Origin of the sequence: Fischerella major NIES-592, assembly GCF_001904645.1 — a bacterium.
GTDB classification, from domain to species: domain Bacteria; phylum Cyanobacteriota; class Cyanobacteriia; order Cyanobacteriales; family Nostocaceae; genus Fischerella; species Fischerella thermalis.
Window position 1 is genome coordinate 856,939 of record NZ_MRCA01000001.1, and the last position, 17,346, is coordinate 874,284.

At 42.4% G+C, this 17,346-nt stretch carries 15 protein-coding genes and 1 pseudogene; 3 read left to right on the top strand and 13 right to left on the bottom strand.

All coding sequences use genetic code 11. From position 1 onward, the window contains the following. Positions 1-2: 2 nt before the first annotated feature. The 3 genes from NIES592_RS03800 to psbQ all read right to left on the bottom strand — a co-directional run bounded on the left by NIES592_RS03800 (position 3) and on the right by psbQ (position 2,629). Complete coding sequence (locus NIES592_RS03800; RefSeq protein WP_073554941.1) at positions 3-854, bottom strand: alpha/beta fold hydrolase; 852 nt, start codon at positions 852-854, stop codon at positions 3-5. 106 nt (positions 855-960) lie between these two features. After that, complete coding sequence (locus tag NIES592_RS03805; RefSeq protein ID WP_073554942.1) at positions 961-2,055, bottom strand: NAD(P)/FAD-dependent oxidoreductase; 1,095 nt, start codon at positions 2,053-2,055, stop codon at positions 961-963. 106 nt (positions 2,056-2,161) lie between these two features. Further along, positions 2,162-2,629, bottom strand: a complete 468-nt coding sequence (gene psbQ / locus NIES592_RS03810; protein ID WP_009458169.1) for a photosystem II protein PsbQ — start codon at positions 2,627-2,629, stop codon at positions 2,162-2,164. Between the two features lie 313 nt (positions 2,630-2,942). On the opposite strand from psbQ, the gene NIES592_RS03815 reads away from it, so the two are divergent. Continuing rightward, entirely contained in the window at positions 2,943-3,374 is a 432-nt protein-coding gene (locus NIES592_RS03815) for a hypothetical protein (RefSeq protein ID WP_016872274.1), read from the top strand. Between the two features lie 73 nt (positions 3,375-3,447). Here the strand turns inward: NIES592_RS03815 and NIES592_RS03820 are convergent, their stop codons facing one another. The 8 genes from NIES592_RS03820 to NIES592_RS03860 form a co-directional block, all read right to left on the bottom strand. Then, positions 3,448-3,909, bottom strand: a complete 462-nt coding sequence (locus NIES592_RS03820; RefSeq protein WP_231936214.1) for an FAD-dependent oxidoreductase — start codon at positions 3,907-3,909, stop codon at positions 3,448-3,450. A gap of 182 nt (positions 3,910-4,091) precedes the next feature. Continuing rightward, positions 4,092-4,310 carry a type II toxin-antitoxin system HicB family antitoxin gene (locus NIES592_RS03825; protein WP_073554943.1) on the bottom strand — a complete coding sequence of 73 codons (219 nt, stop codon included), beginning with the start codon at positions 4,308-4,310 and terminating at the stop codon, positions 4,092-4,094. Positions 4,311-4,323: 13 nt separating this feature from the next. Further along, complete coding sequence (locus NIES592_RS03830) at positions 4,324-4,530, bottom strand: type II toxin-antitoxin system HicA family toxin (protein WP_073554983.1); 207 nt, start codon at positions 4,528-4,530, stop codon at positions 4,324-4,326. 202 nt (positions 4,531-4,732) lie between these two features. Continuing rightward, positions 4,733-7,762: an exonuclease subunit SbcC gene (gene sbcC / locus NIES592_RS03835; RefSeq protein ID WP_073554944.1), complete on the bottom strand. Its 3,030-nt coding sequence runs from the start codon at positions 7,760-7,762 to the stop codon at positions 4,733-4,735. A gap of 826 nt (positions 7,763-8,588) precedes the next feature. After that, complete coding sequence (gene egtD / locus NIES592_RS03840) at positions 8,589-9,629, bottom strand: L-histidine N(alpha)-methyltransferase (protein WP_073554945.1); 1,041 nt, start codon at positions 9,627-9,629, stop codon at positions 8,589-8,591. 212 nt (positions 9,630-9,841) lie between these two features. Then, positions 9,842-11,131, bottom strand: a complete 1,290-nt coding sequence (gene egtB / locus NIES592_RS03845; RefSeq protein ID WP_062248515.1) for an ergothioneine biosynthesis protein EgtB — start codon at positions 11,129-11,131, stop codon at positions 9,842-9,844. Then, positions 11,106-11,894, bottom strand: a complete 789-nt coding sequence (gene egtC / locus NIES592_RS03850) for an ergothioneine biosynthesis protein EgtC (RefSeq protein ID WP_073554946.1) — start codon at positions 11,892-11,894, stop codon at positions 11,106-11,108. Before egtC ends, egtB begins: the two co-directional genes overlap by 26 nt. 681 nt (positions 11,895-12,575) lie before the next feature. Further along, a complete protein-coding gene (locus tag NIES592_RS03860) occupies positions 12,576-13,808 on the bottom strand; it encodes a methionine gamma-lyase family protein (RefSeq protein WP_073554948.1) in 1,233 nt (410 codons plus the stop codon). An 83-nt stretch (positions 13,809-13,891) separates the two neighbouring features. Between NIES592_RS03860 and NIES592_RS03865 the strand changes: the two genes are divergently transcribed. Next, positions 13,892-14,707, top strand: coding sequence for an acyl-CoA desaturase (locus NIES592_RS03865; RefSeq protein WP_062248509.1), 816 nt, complete (start codon positions 13,892-13,894; stop codon positions 14,705-14,707). A gap of 56 nt (positions 14,708-14,763) precedes the next feature. On the opposite strand, the gene NIES592_RS03870 is transcribed toward NIES592_RS03865, so the two are convergent. Together NIES592_RS03870 and NIES592_RS03875 are read right to left on the bottom strand one after the other, a co-directional pair. After that, positions 14,764-16,029 (bottom strand): glutamate-5-semialdehyde dehydrogenase, encoded by a 1,266-nt coding sequence (locus tag NIES592_RS03870; protein ID WP_009458158.1) that lies wholly within the window; start codon positions 16,027-16,029, stop codon positions 14,764-14,766. 4 nt (positions 16,030-16,033) lie between these two features. Continuing rightward, positions 16,034-16,441: a hypothetical protein gene (locus NIES592_RS03875; RefSeq protein WP_009458157.1), complete on the bottom strand. Its 408-nt coding sequence runs from the start codon at positions 16,439-16,441 to the stop codon at positions 16,034-16,036. Between the two features lie 539 nt (positions 16,442-16,980). Between NIES592_RS03875 and NIES592_RS26165 the strand changes: the two are divergent. After that, positions 16,981-17,114, top strand: a pseudogene (locus NIES592_RS26165) (IS1 family transposase); the annotation flags it as partial. Between the last annotated feature and the right edge of the window lie 232 nt (positions 17,115-17,346).

Here is a 17,346-nt window from a genome sequence, read left to right on the forward strand (position 1 = left end):
TGTCAACTAGATTCAGCACGACGCACAAAGGGTAACAAATCTTCCAAAATAGTTTCGTGGTAATGCTCTTGTGGATAATGCCCAACATTATTTAATTTGACTAGTTTTCCATTTGGTACAGATTTAGCAAAGTTTTCTGCCATATCTAGATTCAACCAAGGATCGATTACTCCCCATTGAATTAATATTGGTTGTTGCCAATGTTTGAAACCAGTTTCGATTTCAGGCATGGCTTTTGCTAGTTGTAAATTGCGAATTGTTGATAGAAGGGCGCGTCCAGCCGCAGATGTTTTTAAAAATGGTTGACGGTAAATATCTAAATGTTTGTCAGGGATGACGTAACGACTACCACTTTCTAAAGTTCGGTCTACTAACAGGGGGTCTTGGGTCATCATTTCACCTGCCAAAGGTAGACCCATTTGTTGAATTTTCCAAGGTAATTTAGCAGTACTAGAAATTGGTGTGTTGAGTATGACAATATTGGCAATTTGTCCTGGATGACGCAAGGCATATTGCAGCCCGACAGAACCTAAAAAACCTTGTACAACTAAAGAAAGACGTTTTAATTCTAAGGCTTGAATAAATCTTGCTAAAGCTGTAACAAATGCATCGGGAGTATAAGCAAAATCTCTTTTTTCAGGTTTAGAGGAAAAGCCAAAACCAATCCAATCTGGTGCGATCGCTTTTGTTCCTTGTTGTGCTAATGCAGGTAAAATTTTACGCCAACTGTAACTTTGCGAGACTAAGCCATGTAGCAATAAAATTGGTAATAAATCAGTTCTACCAATTGGTTCTGCTAATCTGTAAAACCATTGTTGTGAATCTACGGTTATTTTATGTTCTGTTATGGACATTTTATGAAAAATGCAAGGGCGTTAATAAAATAGATAGGTTTGTAGTGAGCGCTTCGGCGCTTAAATATTTGAGGACTAAAGTCCTTACTACAAACCTGCTTTTTTTCTAATTAGAGATAATCATCTCACGAATCGCGTCAGCAGTGGCGGGTGCAAGTAAAATGCCATTACGATAGTGTCCGGTAGCAAGCAGGACGTTACTAAAGCCTGATAATTTCTCGATGATAGGGGCGGGGCGTCCTTCGGGGCGGGGACGCAACCCAGACCAAGTGCGGATAGTGGTGGCGTTTGCTAAATCAGGACAAAAGGCGATCGCTTGTTGTTTTACAGACTCAAGCAATTCTGTGTCGGGTGCTATCTCATGACTACCATTTGTGGGAAACTCAACCGTTGCACCTACCCAGTAATCTCCATTACCAACAGGAACTATATGCACATCATTACCGGTGATGACTGGCTGAAAATCGGGATTACCCAAAGAATATCCTAATCTTAGTTGCAAAGCTTGACCTAATACAGGACGAATGTCAACTGGATAGTTTAATTGTGCTGCTAATGGTGATGAACCCAGTCCAGCAGCAATTACAAACCAATCTGCTGCTATTTTCCCTTCTGTTGTTTCTAATTGCTGGCGTGGTGTTATGCCTAAAACATTGACATCAAATTTAAAAGTTACACCGTTCTTTTGGGCAGCTGTAACTAAAGCCAATGTCAGCGCTGTCGGATCTAGTTGACGATCTTGAGGAGAGTAGATAGCACTAATAATATTTTGATCTTTTACCTGGGGACAGAGATTTTGTAGTTTAGTAGTATCCCAAATCTCTAGCTGGTATCCTTGATTGTGGCGAATTTCGGTTAGTTTTTCCCAGTGTGAGATTTCTTGATCTGCTACAGAAGCATCTGCATTCCCTGTCAACAGCATGAGAATTCCTTGACGGTTAAAAGGAATCTTGCAATTTGTAAGTTCCTCTAGTTCTGGAATTAGGCTTTCGTAGCGTTGAATGCTAGTTTGACGCAGCCGCCAAGCTTTCCCTTTGATCTTATGACTGATGATACCCATTAAAACACCCAACGCCGCCCCTGTCGAAGCTTGTGCGGGTGGTTGTTTATCGAAAACTGTAATATTTAGCCCTTTGACTAGACTAAGTTCATAGGCGATCGCAGCTCCAACTGCACCACAACCGATAATAACAACATTCATAGTTTTTAAGAATAGACAAGGGCAGTGTTATCAATTAACAGTTAACAGTTATCAGTAAGCAATTTAGTTTGATAACTGACAACTGATAACTGATAACTGATTACGCCTAACCAGCTTCTGCTGAAGTGCTAGCTTCTGGTAGCAAATTCAGAAAATTGTCAATATCTGCAAATGCAGCTTTGGTATTACTCAAAGCTTTGAGAGAATTGGCAGATTCAGTGGCTTGGTCGATTTGAACCAGATGATTAAACATTTCTCGCGCCACTTGACGCGCTTTTGGTTGATCTTGAGGTAGGAGGTTAGGAATGATGTAAGTCATGTTTAGCCTTGCTTCTGCCATAGGACCGTGGATAAAGTTACCAACATTTACCCAATTGTTATCTTGGATCAACTCTTTAAGTTCGTCAGAGCGATTGCGCACAGCTTCGATTTTAGGCAGGTATCCCTGAATTTTCTCGATCTGTGCAGGAGTGTAAGTTGGAGGTGCTGTAGCCACAGTAGGACCACCACAGCTGATCAGAAACGTTGCTAAAAGAACCAGGACTAGTGACAAGAGTGAGCGTTGACGCGCCATAAACTAAGCTTATGTGTTACCGATTAACAGTGTCATTTTAGATCGGAGCGCGTAACATCTTGTTCTGATTAGCAAGGTATTTTGGCGAAATTCTTTTTTTGTCTTGATATTTTGAGTATAATTACTTAAAATGATTACTCTAGACCACAATCTAAGTCTAATATAAATTAAATATTGTTAGGAAAACCTAACGGGAAATTTGCCAAAAATATCAAGATATTGATAGGCTGAAACTCCATATCACAGAGCCTTCTGGCGGTTTTAATTTCGTGGCATCGTCCATTAGTAAACACAAATTGGGGAGAGTGTTTTCGTGAACGCAGCTGAAATGGGAACTAACTTAGAATTCGCCAGCAAGATTGCTACAGCTGTTAATTTATTTAAATTTCACTTCCCTGACGCTAGATCTGATCTCAAACCGTGGACAAATGATCCAGAAACCAGACAGTTAATCGATCCAGATTCCATAGACATCGGCTTTCACTTTCCTGGGGTAAGCAAATCATGGCGTAGCCGCAGTATCTTGATTCAGATCCGTTTTTACCAAGATCCTGTAAGCAGCTTACGTCGTGCAATTGGTGTGGAAGTAGCAGGATTTAGCCACTTGGGTGAACAGTGGCGACTGTCGACCATAGAAAATTGGAATTTTGTAGGCGCAACCCAGCCTTCAGAAGATATAAGCGAAAAGCTAAAGCAGTTTTGTAGGCAGATTTTGGAGTTGTTTAACAAACCGAGTGATATCTAATTTGAGTTTGTGCCAATATTTTTTAACACTCGTAGTAAAAGATTTGGCGCAAACAGTGATGCTGGCTGCTTAGTCATGTCAGTAAACCTTTTACCTGAGTTGCTGATAAAAATTCCACCTGGCGATCGCTACTCAGATAACCACGAACTACCCACTCCAGAAAAGGACGACTGCAAGTACGAGTAATTAAGTCTGAGGAACTACGCTTTGCACAACCCCATGCATGAAAAAAACATGATTCCATTGCCCAATTTACACAAGGCGCACCTGCTGCAATCAGTTTTTCCTCAATCCCAGGAAACCACTCTTCTAGAATGCGATACCCTTGAGTCAGCAATGCATGGACGTGATTTGCTTGGGGAACTCCCTGACGTATTTCTGGCTGTTGTGGTAAGCGATCGCGTTCTACTACGGTGATACGTTCAAAGTGTTCAGTTAAAATTCTTGCACTCAACAGTCCAGCCATACCACTGCCAATGACAATCGCATGATTGCCACTGCGAGTTTTCTGCTGTGTCTCCACGAGCCTAGACATAATTTTGTTTGTATTATTGCGTCTCAGTTTTTATCTTACTGAGAATTTGCGAGTAAACTATAACAGGAATGCGAGCGCGCTACCCATCTCTACTCATACAGTTAATACAGCAATAGCGATCACCTACTGCGGAACATAGCCCATCGCACCACCAATTCTGACACGTATAGTAACAAGCTAAATTACGCAACTTGATAAACTGTTGGCTGTGGAAGCGGTTCATTTGTGGCTTCGTAAGCCATAATTAGGGATTCTAAGGCTTCAATACCGTTTGTCACAGCCTCTTCATAAGTATCGCCATGAGTGCGCCAACGCTGTCCGGGAAAATCAGGAAATCCAACTAAGAAGCAGTTGTCTTCAACAGACCATTGAATCAACATTTGATACTTAAATATACTCATCTTGCTGCTTCTCCTACTGTTGTTTGGACTCTACCTCTTTTATAGCTTGTTGGACATCCTTTTCTTGGTAGGGTTTAGCATCCGAACTATCTTTCCCTGAAACCGTTAGGTTTCCAGTATATAAGGGATGTATCCAGTTAGTGTGGCTTCCTTTTCCTGGGAGTTCAGTAAAACCTACTTGGCGTAACCATTGTTTTAACTCCCTAATCTTCTGAGGAATTATTTATATCGACTATCAACCACAGTATATTAACTTCAGTGTGCGATCACGAAACATATGCAAGCGATGTTAAGGCGATCGCATCCTGTTCACTGGCAGGAAGTGTTTTTAACTTGGTGATCGCTTGTTCTAGTAACTCAGTCATAGCTACTGCAATTTTATCAAAGCAATATTAATTCTTATCGCCTGCTGATTCTAGCTGTTAAACCATCAAACGCAACTGGGAACCTTGCTGGCTTTTATTCACTTCAATCCTCGCTTGAAAGGCTTCTTTGAGGTGAGGCATATGGGTAACAGTGAGAATACAAGCAAAATCTGGGGCGATCGCATTAATGGCAGCAATCAGGCGATCACATCCTTCTGTATCCTGTGTACCAAAGCCTTCATCGACAATCAGCATCTGCAAAGCCGCCCCGGCGCGTTGTGCAAGTAATTTTGCCAAAGCTAAACGAATCGCGAAGTTAATTCTAAACGCTTCGCCACCAGAGTAAGTTTCATAGGCTCTCGTACCCCTAGCATCGGCAATCAAAATATCTAAAGTATCAATTAACTTGCTATTTTTCTTGGTAGCTTTACCGTTACGTCCGGCTTTCTGTGTCACAAATTGTACATGTAACTGATTGGCACTAAGGCGGGAAAGGAGTTGATTTGTCTCTGCTTCTAGTTGCGGCAGGACGTTTTCAATCATCAGTGTTTGGATACCATTTTTACCAAAAGCTTGGGCTAGTTCCTGGTAAACACGGTATTGCTCTTTGGCTTGTTGCTGTTGTTGCTGCTGTTGCTCATATTGAGTTTGCAGCATTTCTAGTTGGTGTGCCATCTGTTCTAAGCGCCCCAACTGGCTAATTTGTTCGTCGAGTTGGCGGCGACGGGTTGTGAGTTGTAGCTCTAAGGCTTGAATTTGCTCCAGAGGATTGGCTGTTTCTTCAAGTTGACTGACAATACTTTCTATTTGATTTTTTAGTCTTTGTCGTTCTGTCCATCTTGCTTGTAAAGCTATCTCTAATTCTTGTAATCTAGTTTTGAGTTGCGGATACTGCTGTTGTGCAGCTTGTAGTTGTTGATAGCGTAACTGCCAACCTTGGGCTTTGCGTACAGCCAAGCGGATGTTGTTGTGCTGTTCGGTGTCGTAGCCAAGTTCAGCAATATAGCAATCAAGGGCGGCGATTTCTTTAGCACATTCAGAATCAATTGCCTCTTGCTTAATTCTTGCTTGCAACTGGGCAATTTGTGCCTGAAGTTCTGGTTTTCTGGCTTCTATTTGAGTTTGGCGCTTGAGTGCGTCTTTAATTTGTCCTTGTTTAATTTCTGCCCAACGCCAGCGTTCTACTTCACTGCGAGCCAGGGCGTGGTCTTGTTCATTATAGTTGAGTTGTTGTAGATAGTCTTCTAACCGTTGGAGTTCGGCTTGTTTGTCGGGTGCGTATTCGCCTAGTTGCAGCGATCGCTCTAGTTGTTGTTTTTGAACTGCAATATCTCGTAATTGTTGTTCAGCATCGGTTGTCGCCTGTAACTTGGCTGCGAGTTGTCCCCTTTGTTCTCGCAATGTGTCATAGGCAGATAATTGTTGAGATATATCGCGATATTCTTGCCTGAGTACTTGAATTTCTCTGTCTGAGACAGCCATTTGTTCTCGGACTACCCACAATTGCCCTTCTGTATCTTTGTACTCAGATTTGGTTTTGTCTACAACTCGATTCCAGTGATGCTCATCCAAAGGTCGTTCGCACAAAGGACAAAGGGCGTTGGGAGTTTGCAGCATTTGGATTTTTTGCTCTAGTTCTCCCAGCAATCTTTCATAATCGCGTTGATGAGCTTGCAGCCGTTCGATAAAGTTACGGCGTTCCTGTCCTTTTTCTTGAACTCGTTGCAGATATACCCGCTTTTTCTCCAACTCTTCAATCTGCATTGCTACTTCCATGACTGCTTGTTGCAGTTGCGGTTGGCGTCGCTGCTGCGATTGTAGTTGGTTTTGTGTTGCTTCTAGTTGTTCTAATCGTGCTACTAAGCCTGCTTGCACCCGCAGGATTTGATTTTGTAAAGTTGCTCGTTGTTGCAGCAGGGGAGACACTTGTAATTGCAGTTCATCTAATTGAGCTAGACGTTGACGTGCTGCTGCTAATTGAGACAAAGCTGCTTCTACTTCACCTGATTTGTTGAGAGTTTGTTGAATTTCTGCCTCTTGCTGATGCAATGCTTCTAATTGCGCTTGTGCTTGTTGCAGTTGTCTTTCGATTTCGTTGATTTGTTTGCTCAGCTGTTGTTGCTTTTGCTGGCGGCTGGTTTGAGCGCGGGTGTATTCTGCAAATTTGGCACTTGTGGCTTCTTCTTGAGATTGCAAATTTTGGTATTGGCTGTATCCGGCTTTGATCTGTGCTTCTTGAGCTAATAATTCTTCTAATGTGGCTAGCTGACTCCCAACTGCTCCCCGTTCTTGCTCTAGGCGATCGCAATCTTGAGTTAAATTTTGATATTGTTGTCTGACAAAATTCAGTTGTTCTTCCCAATTCTGCCGTTGGTGCTGCATAACTTGCAAACTTTGAAGTTTGATATTCTCAAAGGCTTGTACTTGTTGGAGCTGGTTGAGTTCGTTTTCTAAGGTGATTCTTTGAGTTGCGATCGCATCTCGTTGTTGCAGTTGAATTTTCATTGACTCCAAAGAGCGTTCTAACTCTTCAGCTTTGGCTTTAAACTGACGCGATATATCTTTTGCCCGTTCTTCTAATTCATCATATTGATTAAGTTTTAATAATTCCGCTAATATTTCCTTGCGTTCGCTCGGACGCTTGAGCATGAATTCATCTGCCCGACCTTGACGCAGGTAGGCAGAGTTAATAAAAGTATCGTAGTCTAGTTTGATATGCTGCAAAATCACATCTTGAGTTGCCCTCACTCCTTTACCAGTGAGTGAGCGAAACCCATTTGGGGTTTCAATTTGGAATTCCAACACACTACTACCACCACGAGCGCGAGTACGAATAACTCGATAAGTTTGCTGTTGGCTGGTTCTAAAAACGAAATCTACTCGAACTTCTTTTTCACCAGTGTGGACAACATCATCTTCAGAATTGGCTCTGCTTTCGCCCCAAATTGCCCAGGTGATAGCTTCCAACAAAGAAGATTTTCCAGCGCCATTCGCCCCACAAATACACGCCGTATGCAAGCCGCGAAAATCCAAAGTTGCATCACGGTAACTGAGGAAATTTTTCAGAGTCAGTTGAACAGGGATCATCTAGACTAGAGAACCACGCCTTTTTTAATTAGTAACAGCACGCACACCCTTTTTGTTAGTTTAACTAGATAAAAATCATGTTTCTAGTCTTGAAGAGATGAATTTTACAATTGTTAACAATAGTTTGAGGAAATTTTTTCTGTTAAGTTAATTATTTTGCTACAGCCATATAAAAATTAAATCCAGGTTAACAGAAGCGAGTCTTCATTCCTTTGTTACGTCTTTCACTTTGCAAGCAGGGAGGTAGCTGTGGGGTTTGTTAGTTATTAGAGTTGTTAGCAGTTGCTTGAAGGAGAAATTGTTGAGTCAGCAAGTGAAGAGTAAGAGATATCAAAGAGGGTAGTTTAAATTTTTTTGGTTAGGACTTTTAGATGGGAGTGAGCGAGCGCAGTTTTGCCTTGACCAAGAAAAAAATTTAAATATGGTAACATATACCCTACTTTCATTTCATTGCAATTGATATGAAAGTAGGGTAATTCTTGTTTTAAGAAGGCAGAAGTATTCTGGCAGAGTGCACAAAGAAGGTAATCCGTTAACCTAAGCATGAGAGTCACCCCTCATGCTCGGCTTCAAAACCGTGCTTGATGCTTTGACATCACACGGCTCCTCTCCAAGTTAACCATTGTCATTGGTACGTTCGTTGAGTTGAAAGGTTGCCTTTGCCACCATGTATCTGGTCGTGATAATATAGGTGAGCAGCAACTAAGTTTTCTAGCCGATCATCTCGGTGATTTCCATGGGTGGGGGGATTGAGGAGGGTTTTTAGGATTCATGCAACAAGTCTATAGCTTTGTTGTCTCCTTTCCAATCCCTGAACCCTGATCCCCTATTCCCGATCTTGCAACTGACACAGTAATAAACCAAACAACTGGTTTTCGTCAGTCCATACTTTTTGCGGTACTAGATTTTTGGCTTTTAGTTCTTGCTGAATGCTGTTGAGGCTGAATTTCCGGGAGATTTCGGTGCGGATAGTTTCACCTGTTTCAAAATGAACATTGAGTTTGAGAGTGTGCAATTCGACGGCTTGCGATCGCTTACTTTTGAGATGCATCTCAATTTGATGTTCAGTTTCGTTATAAAATGCCCAGTGTTCAAATTGGGTGGTATCAAAATTACCCTGAAAACGCCAGTTGAGATGCTCTAACATATTCAAGTTAAATGCTGCTGTGACTCCTTGATTGTCGTTATAAGCAGCTTCCAGAATATGTTTTGGTTTTTGTAAGTCTATCCCCAATAAAAAATACTCTCCTGTTAGCAAAGCAGCCTTGACTTGGGATAAAAACACATCACACTCTTGTGGATTCAAATTACCCAAAGTGCTACCAATAAAACAAATCATCCGACTGGGTAACTCACTAGGTTCAATTTGAGAAAGTGCTAATTCGTAGGTTCCTGCCAGTGCGTAAACTTGTAGTGAGGGATAGTCTGCTAGTAGCGACAGGGCGCTACTTTCGAGCATACCAGCACTGACATCAATTGGGAGATAATGCAGAGGTAGTCCTTTTTGTTGGTAAGCATCTAGTAAAATTCTGGTTTTAGTAGAACTGCCACTACCTAGTTCAACTATTTCACAAGCGCCTGTGATTGCCGCAATTTCACTAGCACAGCTTTGCAAAATTTGTGTCTCAGTACGTGTCAGGTAATACTCTGGTAACTCACAGATTTGCTCAAATAAATCGGAACCACGGTCATCATAGAAATAACGCGGTGGTAGGGTTTTTGGTGTTTGAGTTAATCCCTTAACCACATCACTTCCAGCACTAGAAGCAACAATCAAAGTTGGTTCTAACAAACGCTGTATTTGTAAGCGTTGTTCAATAGTTCTTTGAAAGTTACCCTTGCTGCTGCCAGGTTTAGATATTGACATTCACCCTCCGTATTTTTGCCGTGATAGGTAGCGATGCCGTATTGCAATAGCTTTGGCGATCGCTTTCCCAAATGGCTTCTATTTATCTTAGCTAGTGAAACAAAAAGCCGCAGTGGATACAAGATAAAGACACCGATCCACAGGGATTTTCCCATAAAACAGGCTAATTTGCTCCAGAGGAAGTTTTTTCGTGCGTCAGATCCCTGAGTTTTTTAAAAAGTCGGACAACATAAATCAAGGGAATTTTCACTTTTTGCACAGCGAAACCCCGCCAAAACTTGTTGTACGCCAGGATGATACCAATTGCGAAAACTAGAACGCAGTACCCAAGGACGAGTTGCCCAGCTACCACCTTTTAAAACGCGATGTTGACGGTCAAAATAAACCTGCGAGTACCCAATATAAGGATAGTACTGGAAGCCTTGATAACCATCAAACCAAGTGGCTGTCCATTCCCAGACATTACCTAAAGTATCATACAAACCATAAGGGCTTTGTCCCTCAGGATAGGCATTTACTGGTGTGGTTTTGCCTATTTTCTGATCGTGATTGCAATGTTCTGGTGTTGGTGGTGTATCTCCCCAAGCATAGGTGTGACGTTGATTAGTTATGGCGTTCCAGCTAGCTGCTTTTTCCCATTCGGCTTCCGTGGGTAAGCGCTTCCCTGCAAACTCTGCGTAGGCTGCTGCTTCGTAATAACTAACACCGCAAACTGGGTGATTATCCCAGGTTAAATCTTCATGCCAGTACAAAGGTTGGGTGATTTTTGCTGTTTGCAACCATTCCCAGCCGTCCTTTGACCACCACTGGGGATTTTCATAACCTCCTGCTGCCATAAATGCCCGATATTGTCCACAAGTGACAGGGAAACGGTCAATATAGTATGTGTCCAGATATACTCGATGAGCAGGACGTTCGTTATCCAAGGCTTCTGGTGAATTGTTACCCATCTCGAATTCGCCAGCAGGGATTTGGATCATCTCTTCGAGGTGATGGGGAGGTGGGGAGAACTTAGAATTATGTTCTCCACGTTTTCCTATTTTCTTATCTTTCAGCTTGCACATTTCCAATATGAAACAAATTATTTCACTGTGTTGACTTTCGTGTTGAAGTAAAAACCGCCACAGAGGTACTTCTGTTTCTAAATCTGCTACTTCTAAGTAATCGAAGACTTTTTCTCTAACTGTATCCAGGTAGTAACAAATTTCCTCTAAGTTGGGTAATTTGACGCGATCGCACTTTGGCAAGCCATCAGCAGCAAACAGCCTACGATATTGAGGAAACATACAGGGTAAACCTGCGCTACGCTCAAGTAACCACAAAGATTCTGTGTAAGCAATATGTCCCAAATGCCAACCCACAGGACTAAAATCAGGATGAGCTTGATGGCAAAAGGTAAGTTCGTCCATACCCTCAAACAAAGTCAGAGTTTTGGCACGACACTGAGTAAAAGCCTGAAAAATTGTCTGTTTGAAACTAGATTGGCTCAATTCTAAGATCACAGTCTTCTCCCACACTTATAATGCTATTTTCTGGACAAATAGTCCAATTACCTGCAAATAATGGTTCTGAGGCTAGGATGACGGCATTGGGGAAAGTTGGATCATTAGCTGTCCAGTAAAGCGAGGGAGCAGGTGATTTTGTGCTATAGCGGGAAGCAACAAGACGATTTCCATTACTGATAACTAGGTTGGCTGAGGCGTGGGTTTGATGAGTGAGCGCCATCTCTGCAAGTTTGAGCAAAGTTATGTGTAGAGACTGCTCTAGAGTTTTACCTGGGTTTTCTTGCCATAGAGACAGCAGCAAAGCAAAGATATGCTCGGAATCAGTAGTTCCACTCACCCATTTGTAAACTTGATCATTTAGCTCCTGACGAATTGGTAAATATAGTGTCTGCCGAAAATTTTCAATCCGACCATTGTGAATGCATAATAGACGTTGATACTGAAATGGCTGGCAATTACTGAAATCAAGTGCTTGCCCTGCTGTAGCACTGCGAACATAGGAAAGAATACACCCTGACTCCACATAACGGCTGAGACTGCTGAGGTTAATATCATTCCAAATCGGCAGCGTATTTTTGTAGGTAAAAGGCTCGGTATCCCTTTGAACATGATACCAACCCATACCAAAGCCATCGGCGTTAACCACTCCAGACAGCATTTCGCGGGGTTGATAGCTCTGGACTATCAGCGAGTGTTCTGGTTCATACAACAGAGGTTCTAGAGAAACTGGTGAACCAAGGTAGGCTAATAAACGGCACATTTTTTAGGAATGGACTCCCGATAACTGTAGAGATTAAACTTTTTGCCTGAGAATTACCTGAAAATTATATAAATTTCTCATGATGTAGCGATCGCTCCATTTTGCCTATATCATCTTGGTTTTGGATTGATGTATGGCGATGGATTCTATGAGTGTCCTGGAGCAGAAAATATAAACTTATTTAGTTTTTTTGGTCGCATAGGTTTTCCCTTTGAATTAAAATTTCCTCAGAAAAAGTATAGTTTCAATGAGATGACTATAAAGACGGGTTGTTTTTTTCTCTATCTGCCGTTCGCTCAACATAGATAGGTGCATCAACTCTCAAACACCCTCCCCATTGATAATAGTTGTTTAGCTCTATATTCATTTTCTTGCCTATAGGCTGTTTATACCTTTAATGCGTATGCAGAGTATCGATTGCATCAGGCATAACTATATTATCAGTATTAATTATTGTTGCAAATCTATTAATTTTTAGTTTGAAGAAAAAAGAATATTCTAATGGCAACTAAGCATCAAGCTAATATTTGTCTTGCATCAAGCAACTAGAAGTTGCAGCTAAAATGAGTTTTTGAGCTTCGTCGAGTATTATAATCTCGTCATCGACTATTTGAACCTCGCCCCCTCTCCGCGAGTTAGGAGAGGGGAGTAAGGTTGTGTATTTTGTTTAATTTGCGTTCCTTAGTTTGCTGCTCCTACTGCCTCAATTGCGGCTTCTAAAGCGATCGCTACATGAGTCCAATGGGTGCCGCCTTGGCAGTAAACTACATATGGTTCTCGCAATGGCCCGTCAGCTGAGAACTCTAATGTGCTACCCTCAATAAATGTCCCGCCAGCCATGACGACTTTGCTTTCGTAACCTGGCATTTGATCAGGAATGGGGTCTAGATAAGAACCAATGGGTGAATTTTGTTGTATCGCTTTACAAAAGGCAATTAGTTTCTCGGCAGAACCGAGTTTAATTGCCTGGATCACATCACGCCGGGGAGCAAGAGGTGCAGGATTAACTGGATAACCAAGCTTGTCAAAAACATAACCTGTAAGGTGCGTACCTTTCATGGCTTCTCCCACCATCTGAGGTGCGAGAAATAAGCCTTGGAAGAGCAAACGATTTTGATCAAAGGTTGCACCACCGTAACTACCAATACCAGGAGCTGTCAGCCGACACGCAGCCGCTTCTACCAAATCCGCGCGACCAGCAACGTAACCGCCTGCGGTAACAATAGTTCCACCAGGGTTTTTAATTAAGGAACCTGCCATTAAATCAGCGCCGACGTGGGTAGGTTCACTGGTTTCGATAAATTCGCCGTAGCAATTATCAACAAAACAAATCGTGTTGGGATTTTGCTGCTTGACTAAATTAATAATTTTTTCAATATCGGCAATTGACAGACTAGGACGCCAAGAATAGCCACAAGAGCGCTGAATTAGAACTAAAGTAGTGTTATCCTCCACCGATCGGCTTAATGCTTGCCAATCCACTGTTCCTTCTGGGGTAAGATCCAATTGGCGATAGCGAATGCCAAACTCTATAAGGGAGCCTTGACCATGACCACGTAAACCTATCACTTCTTCTAATGTGTCGTAAGGAGGGCCAGCCACCGAGAGTACTTCATCACCAGGACGGAGGACACCAAATAAGGCACAAGCGATCGCGTGAGTTCCAGATACAAACTGTACTCGCACAGCCGCCGCCTCTGCGCCCATAATTTCGGCAAACACTTTGTCTAGAGTTTCTCGCCCTAAGTCATCATGACCGTACCCTGTGACACCTGCAAAATGGTGAGTGCCTACTCGATGATGGCGAAAAGCACTTAACACTCTGTAAAGATTTCTCTTGACCTGAGCGTCAATTCCAGAAAAAATCTGTAACAGTGCCTGTTCTGCTTGCCGCAGCTGTTCCAAGCTGTTCATTAGTTCCTCATTTACAAAAAACATAATATGCGGATTTAAGGATCGCGCAGACTAGGCTGAACAATTCCTATTCAGGTTACTGCATGACAATTGCTACATCAACAAAATCCCGAAGCCATCTAGTACACATTACATTCTTGAGTGTTTTGCACGCTGCTGCGTTGCTTGCCCTGTTTCCCGCTTTCTTTAGCTGGAAAGCAGTTGGTGTGTGCTTGTTTCTCCATTGGGTAACAGGTGGCTTAGGTATTACTCTGGGCTATCACCGCCTCGTCACCCACCGTAGTTTTCAAACCCCTAAGTGGCTAGAATACTTCCTTGTTTTGTGCGGAACCCTTTCCTGCGAAGGAGGCCCAATAGAATGGGTCGGTATGCACCGGATGCATCATTTGTACTCAGATAAGGAGCTAGATCCCCATGATTCCAACAAAGGCTTCTGGTGGAGTCACATGGGTTGGATGTTCTTTCATTCACCACTTCAGCCAGAAGTACCTCGCTTTACAAAAGATATTGGCGATGACCCAGTTTATCAGTTTTTTCAAAATAATTTAATTTGGCTCCAAGTAGCTTTAGGTGTAGTACTGTTTTTGCTGGGTGGCTGGTCTTTTGTAATCTGGGGAGTTTTTGTTCGCCTAGTTTTCGTATGGCACTGCACCTGGTTGGTCAATAGTGCTACCCACAAATTTGGCTATCGTACTTATGAATCAGGCGATCGCTCAACAAATTGCTGGTGGGTTGCTTTATTAACTTATGGTGAAGGTTGGCACAATAACCACCATGCCTTTCAGTATTCCGCACGTCACGGACTGCAATGGTGGGAAATTGACATGACTTGGATGACAGTTAAGTTCCTACAAGCACTTGGTCTAGCCACGAATGTGAAGTTGGCAAACAATAAATAGGATAGGATGGTGAGGAGATGGGGAGCAAATGCTACACCCCATCACCCCATCATTTCCTAAAACCTTCCGTTCCCCTGCACGATATGTTTAACCGTAGTCAGGCTTTCTAGGCTGATAAAGCCACGTCGATGACCTTTCTGGTTGGACATACCCAAAAACACCCCATCTCCCCGTGCAGGGTTACGGGTAAAACGGGGGGAAGCATTGATGTAACTAGAGGCGCTGTTGACTCCTAAGGCAAATTGCCGACTTTCCTGATAGGATTCTGTGACGATGCAGTCGGCGTGACCACTGCTGTACTGATTAATCCAAGCGATCGCAGCCTCTAAGCTATCCACTAGTTTAAAAGCTACTGTTTTAGTTAAATAAGCACTTCCCCATTCTGTCTCTTTAGCTAGTTGTAACTGCCCAAAGGCTTCTACTAATTCTGTGTCTCCTCTTAGTTCAAAGCCTTTTTCTTGCAGGCTATTCCACAGGGTAATTAAAGACGATGGCATAGCCTGCCGATGAATCAAAACTTTTTCGATCGCATTCACTGGATCTGGTTGACTACAATGGCTATCTACGATCATCCAACGTACCATCTCTAAGCTGCCATTGAGTGACCAATACAGGTAACAATTACCCATTGCTGATCTCAGTACTGGTGCTGTAGATTGTCTTACTACCTGCTGTACTAAGCTAGCACGTCCGTAGGGAATGACTAAGTTTAAGTAATTGTCCTGACTGACCAAATCACGAATTGAAGCACCATGTTCAGTCTGGATCAATTCTATACAACCAAGGGGCAAACCAGCGTCGGCAATACCAGCTTGTAAGGCATTGGCGATCACTGCGTTAGAGTGGCTAGCTTCCGTACCACCTTTAAGGATCAAACAATTACCTGTTTTGATGCATAAACCTGCGGCGATCGCCCCTAACTCTGGAAATGCTTCATAAATAAATGCGATCACACCCAGAGGCATTAGTTGCGTGTAAGTCTGAGAGTCTTCCAGTTGGTAGTCAGCACTACGCACTCGTCGCAGTGGATCTGACAATTCTCCTAGTCGTTGCAAAATCTCTACAGTCGCTTCCAGACGTTTTGGTGTTAGCTTCAACCAATCCAAAATCAAATCTGGTATTGCCATTTCCCGACTAGCCTCTAGATCCAAAGTATTAGCTTCCAGAATGTCATCAAAAGAACGTTTGATCGCCTCTGCCATCGCCAAGACGGCACGACTGCGATCTGTCCCTTTAGTTATTCCTAACTTTAAAGAAGCAGCATAGGCACGTTTAGTGCTGGAGATTGCTTCGGAGCTATCATCAAAAGGGTCCACTGTCATTTAATCAACGTCTGTAGGTAAGCCAGACCATCAATGCGGGTAAAATTGCCAATAGTACTGCCACCATTGCCCAAGCGATTATACTTGAACCACTTGCCAAGCGTAGTGCTAATGGCAACCATATAATCACTAGCACGAAAATAATACCAAGCGCTACTGGCAGATAGCTTTCTCCTAAACGCGGATGGACAACTTGCCAGCTAGAACCTGTCCAGCGCCAAGCGCGTTTGTAAGGATAGGTAGTAGAAAGCTGTTCTAGCACAAAACCATTATCTTCTACTACAAAAATCTGTTGACAGCGATCGCATCCAAATGCTTCTGTAAGGGTAATCGGAACTAATCGTCCCCGACGACGACAGGGACAGGGGTATTCGCTATTAAAATCAAGTTTTTCGGGTTTTTGAGATTGCACAAGGAATCTTATAACTTGAGCGTGTTCATCTACAGTAGGAGAAGATTATCCTCTTGTTAAGATTTGCGAGGCTAATTACTCCCCTTTAAACTTTTTTTATAACAATTTAGCCAGTTTGTGTCCTTCCTGCCTACAGAATATATTTTGGTTCAATATAGAGACAAAAAGGTTTGCATCTGACAATCAAAGGCATGACACTGGATCTTTCTTAATTAAGTGTAGTGCATCCTACACAAATGTTGTTGGCTAGGTTTAGGAATGTGCCTGGTGGGAAGAACAATTGCTTTCTTATCGTCCTAATTATCGATCCTTAATTATCAAAACTGTCAATTACAGGAAAATTCCACAACGAGGGTGTGAAAATATTAATATTCCTACACCCTATACCCTCGCACCCTCATACCCATTTTTAAGGGAGGCGCAAACTGTATCGAATTTCACGCATTAAATTTCTTCGTAGCTATCAATATTCGACAATTAGCCGTACCTTGAGAAAGTCATGACAAGGCGATCGCAACTCTACATAATTCTTCTTAAGAGAAAATACCCGATTACGGCATTATCTTGCACGACTTCACCGAAAAACTTCATGTTATTCCAAGTCAGAAGAAATACTGAATACTGAATTAAATTATTACTACACTATCTGATGTGTCAAACTGTACCTAAATAAATTAATTTATCCCTTTATTCAGCAACACCACGACAACAAAGGTAGATTCATGGATTGCTGCAATGGAATTATCGTCGGACTTTGAATCTCAAATAATGGGATAAGTTGTACTTTTAGTGATAATTAAAACAAAAGCCTCCTTTTTGAGCGTAGGGAGGCTTTCGATCTAAATAATATCCTGGCATCGAGCTATTTTTGCAGGAGGTGTCCCTCCAACTATCGTCGCCGCAGC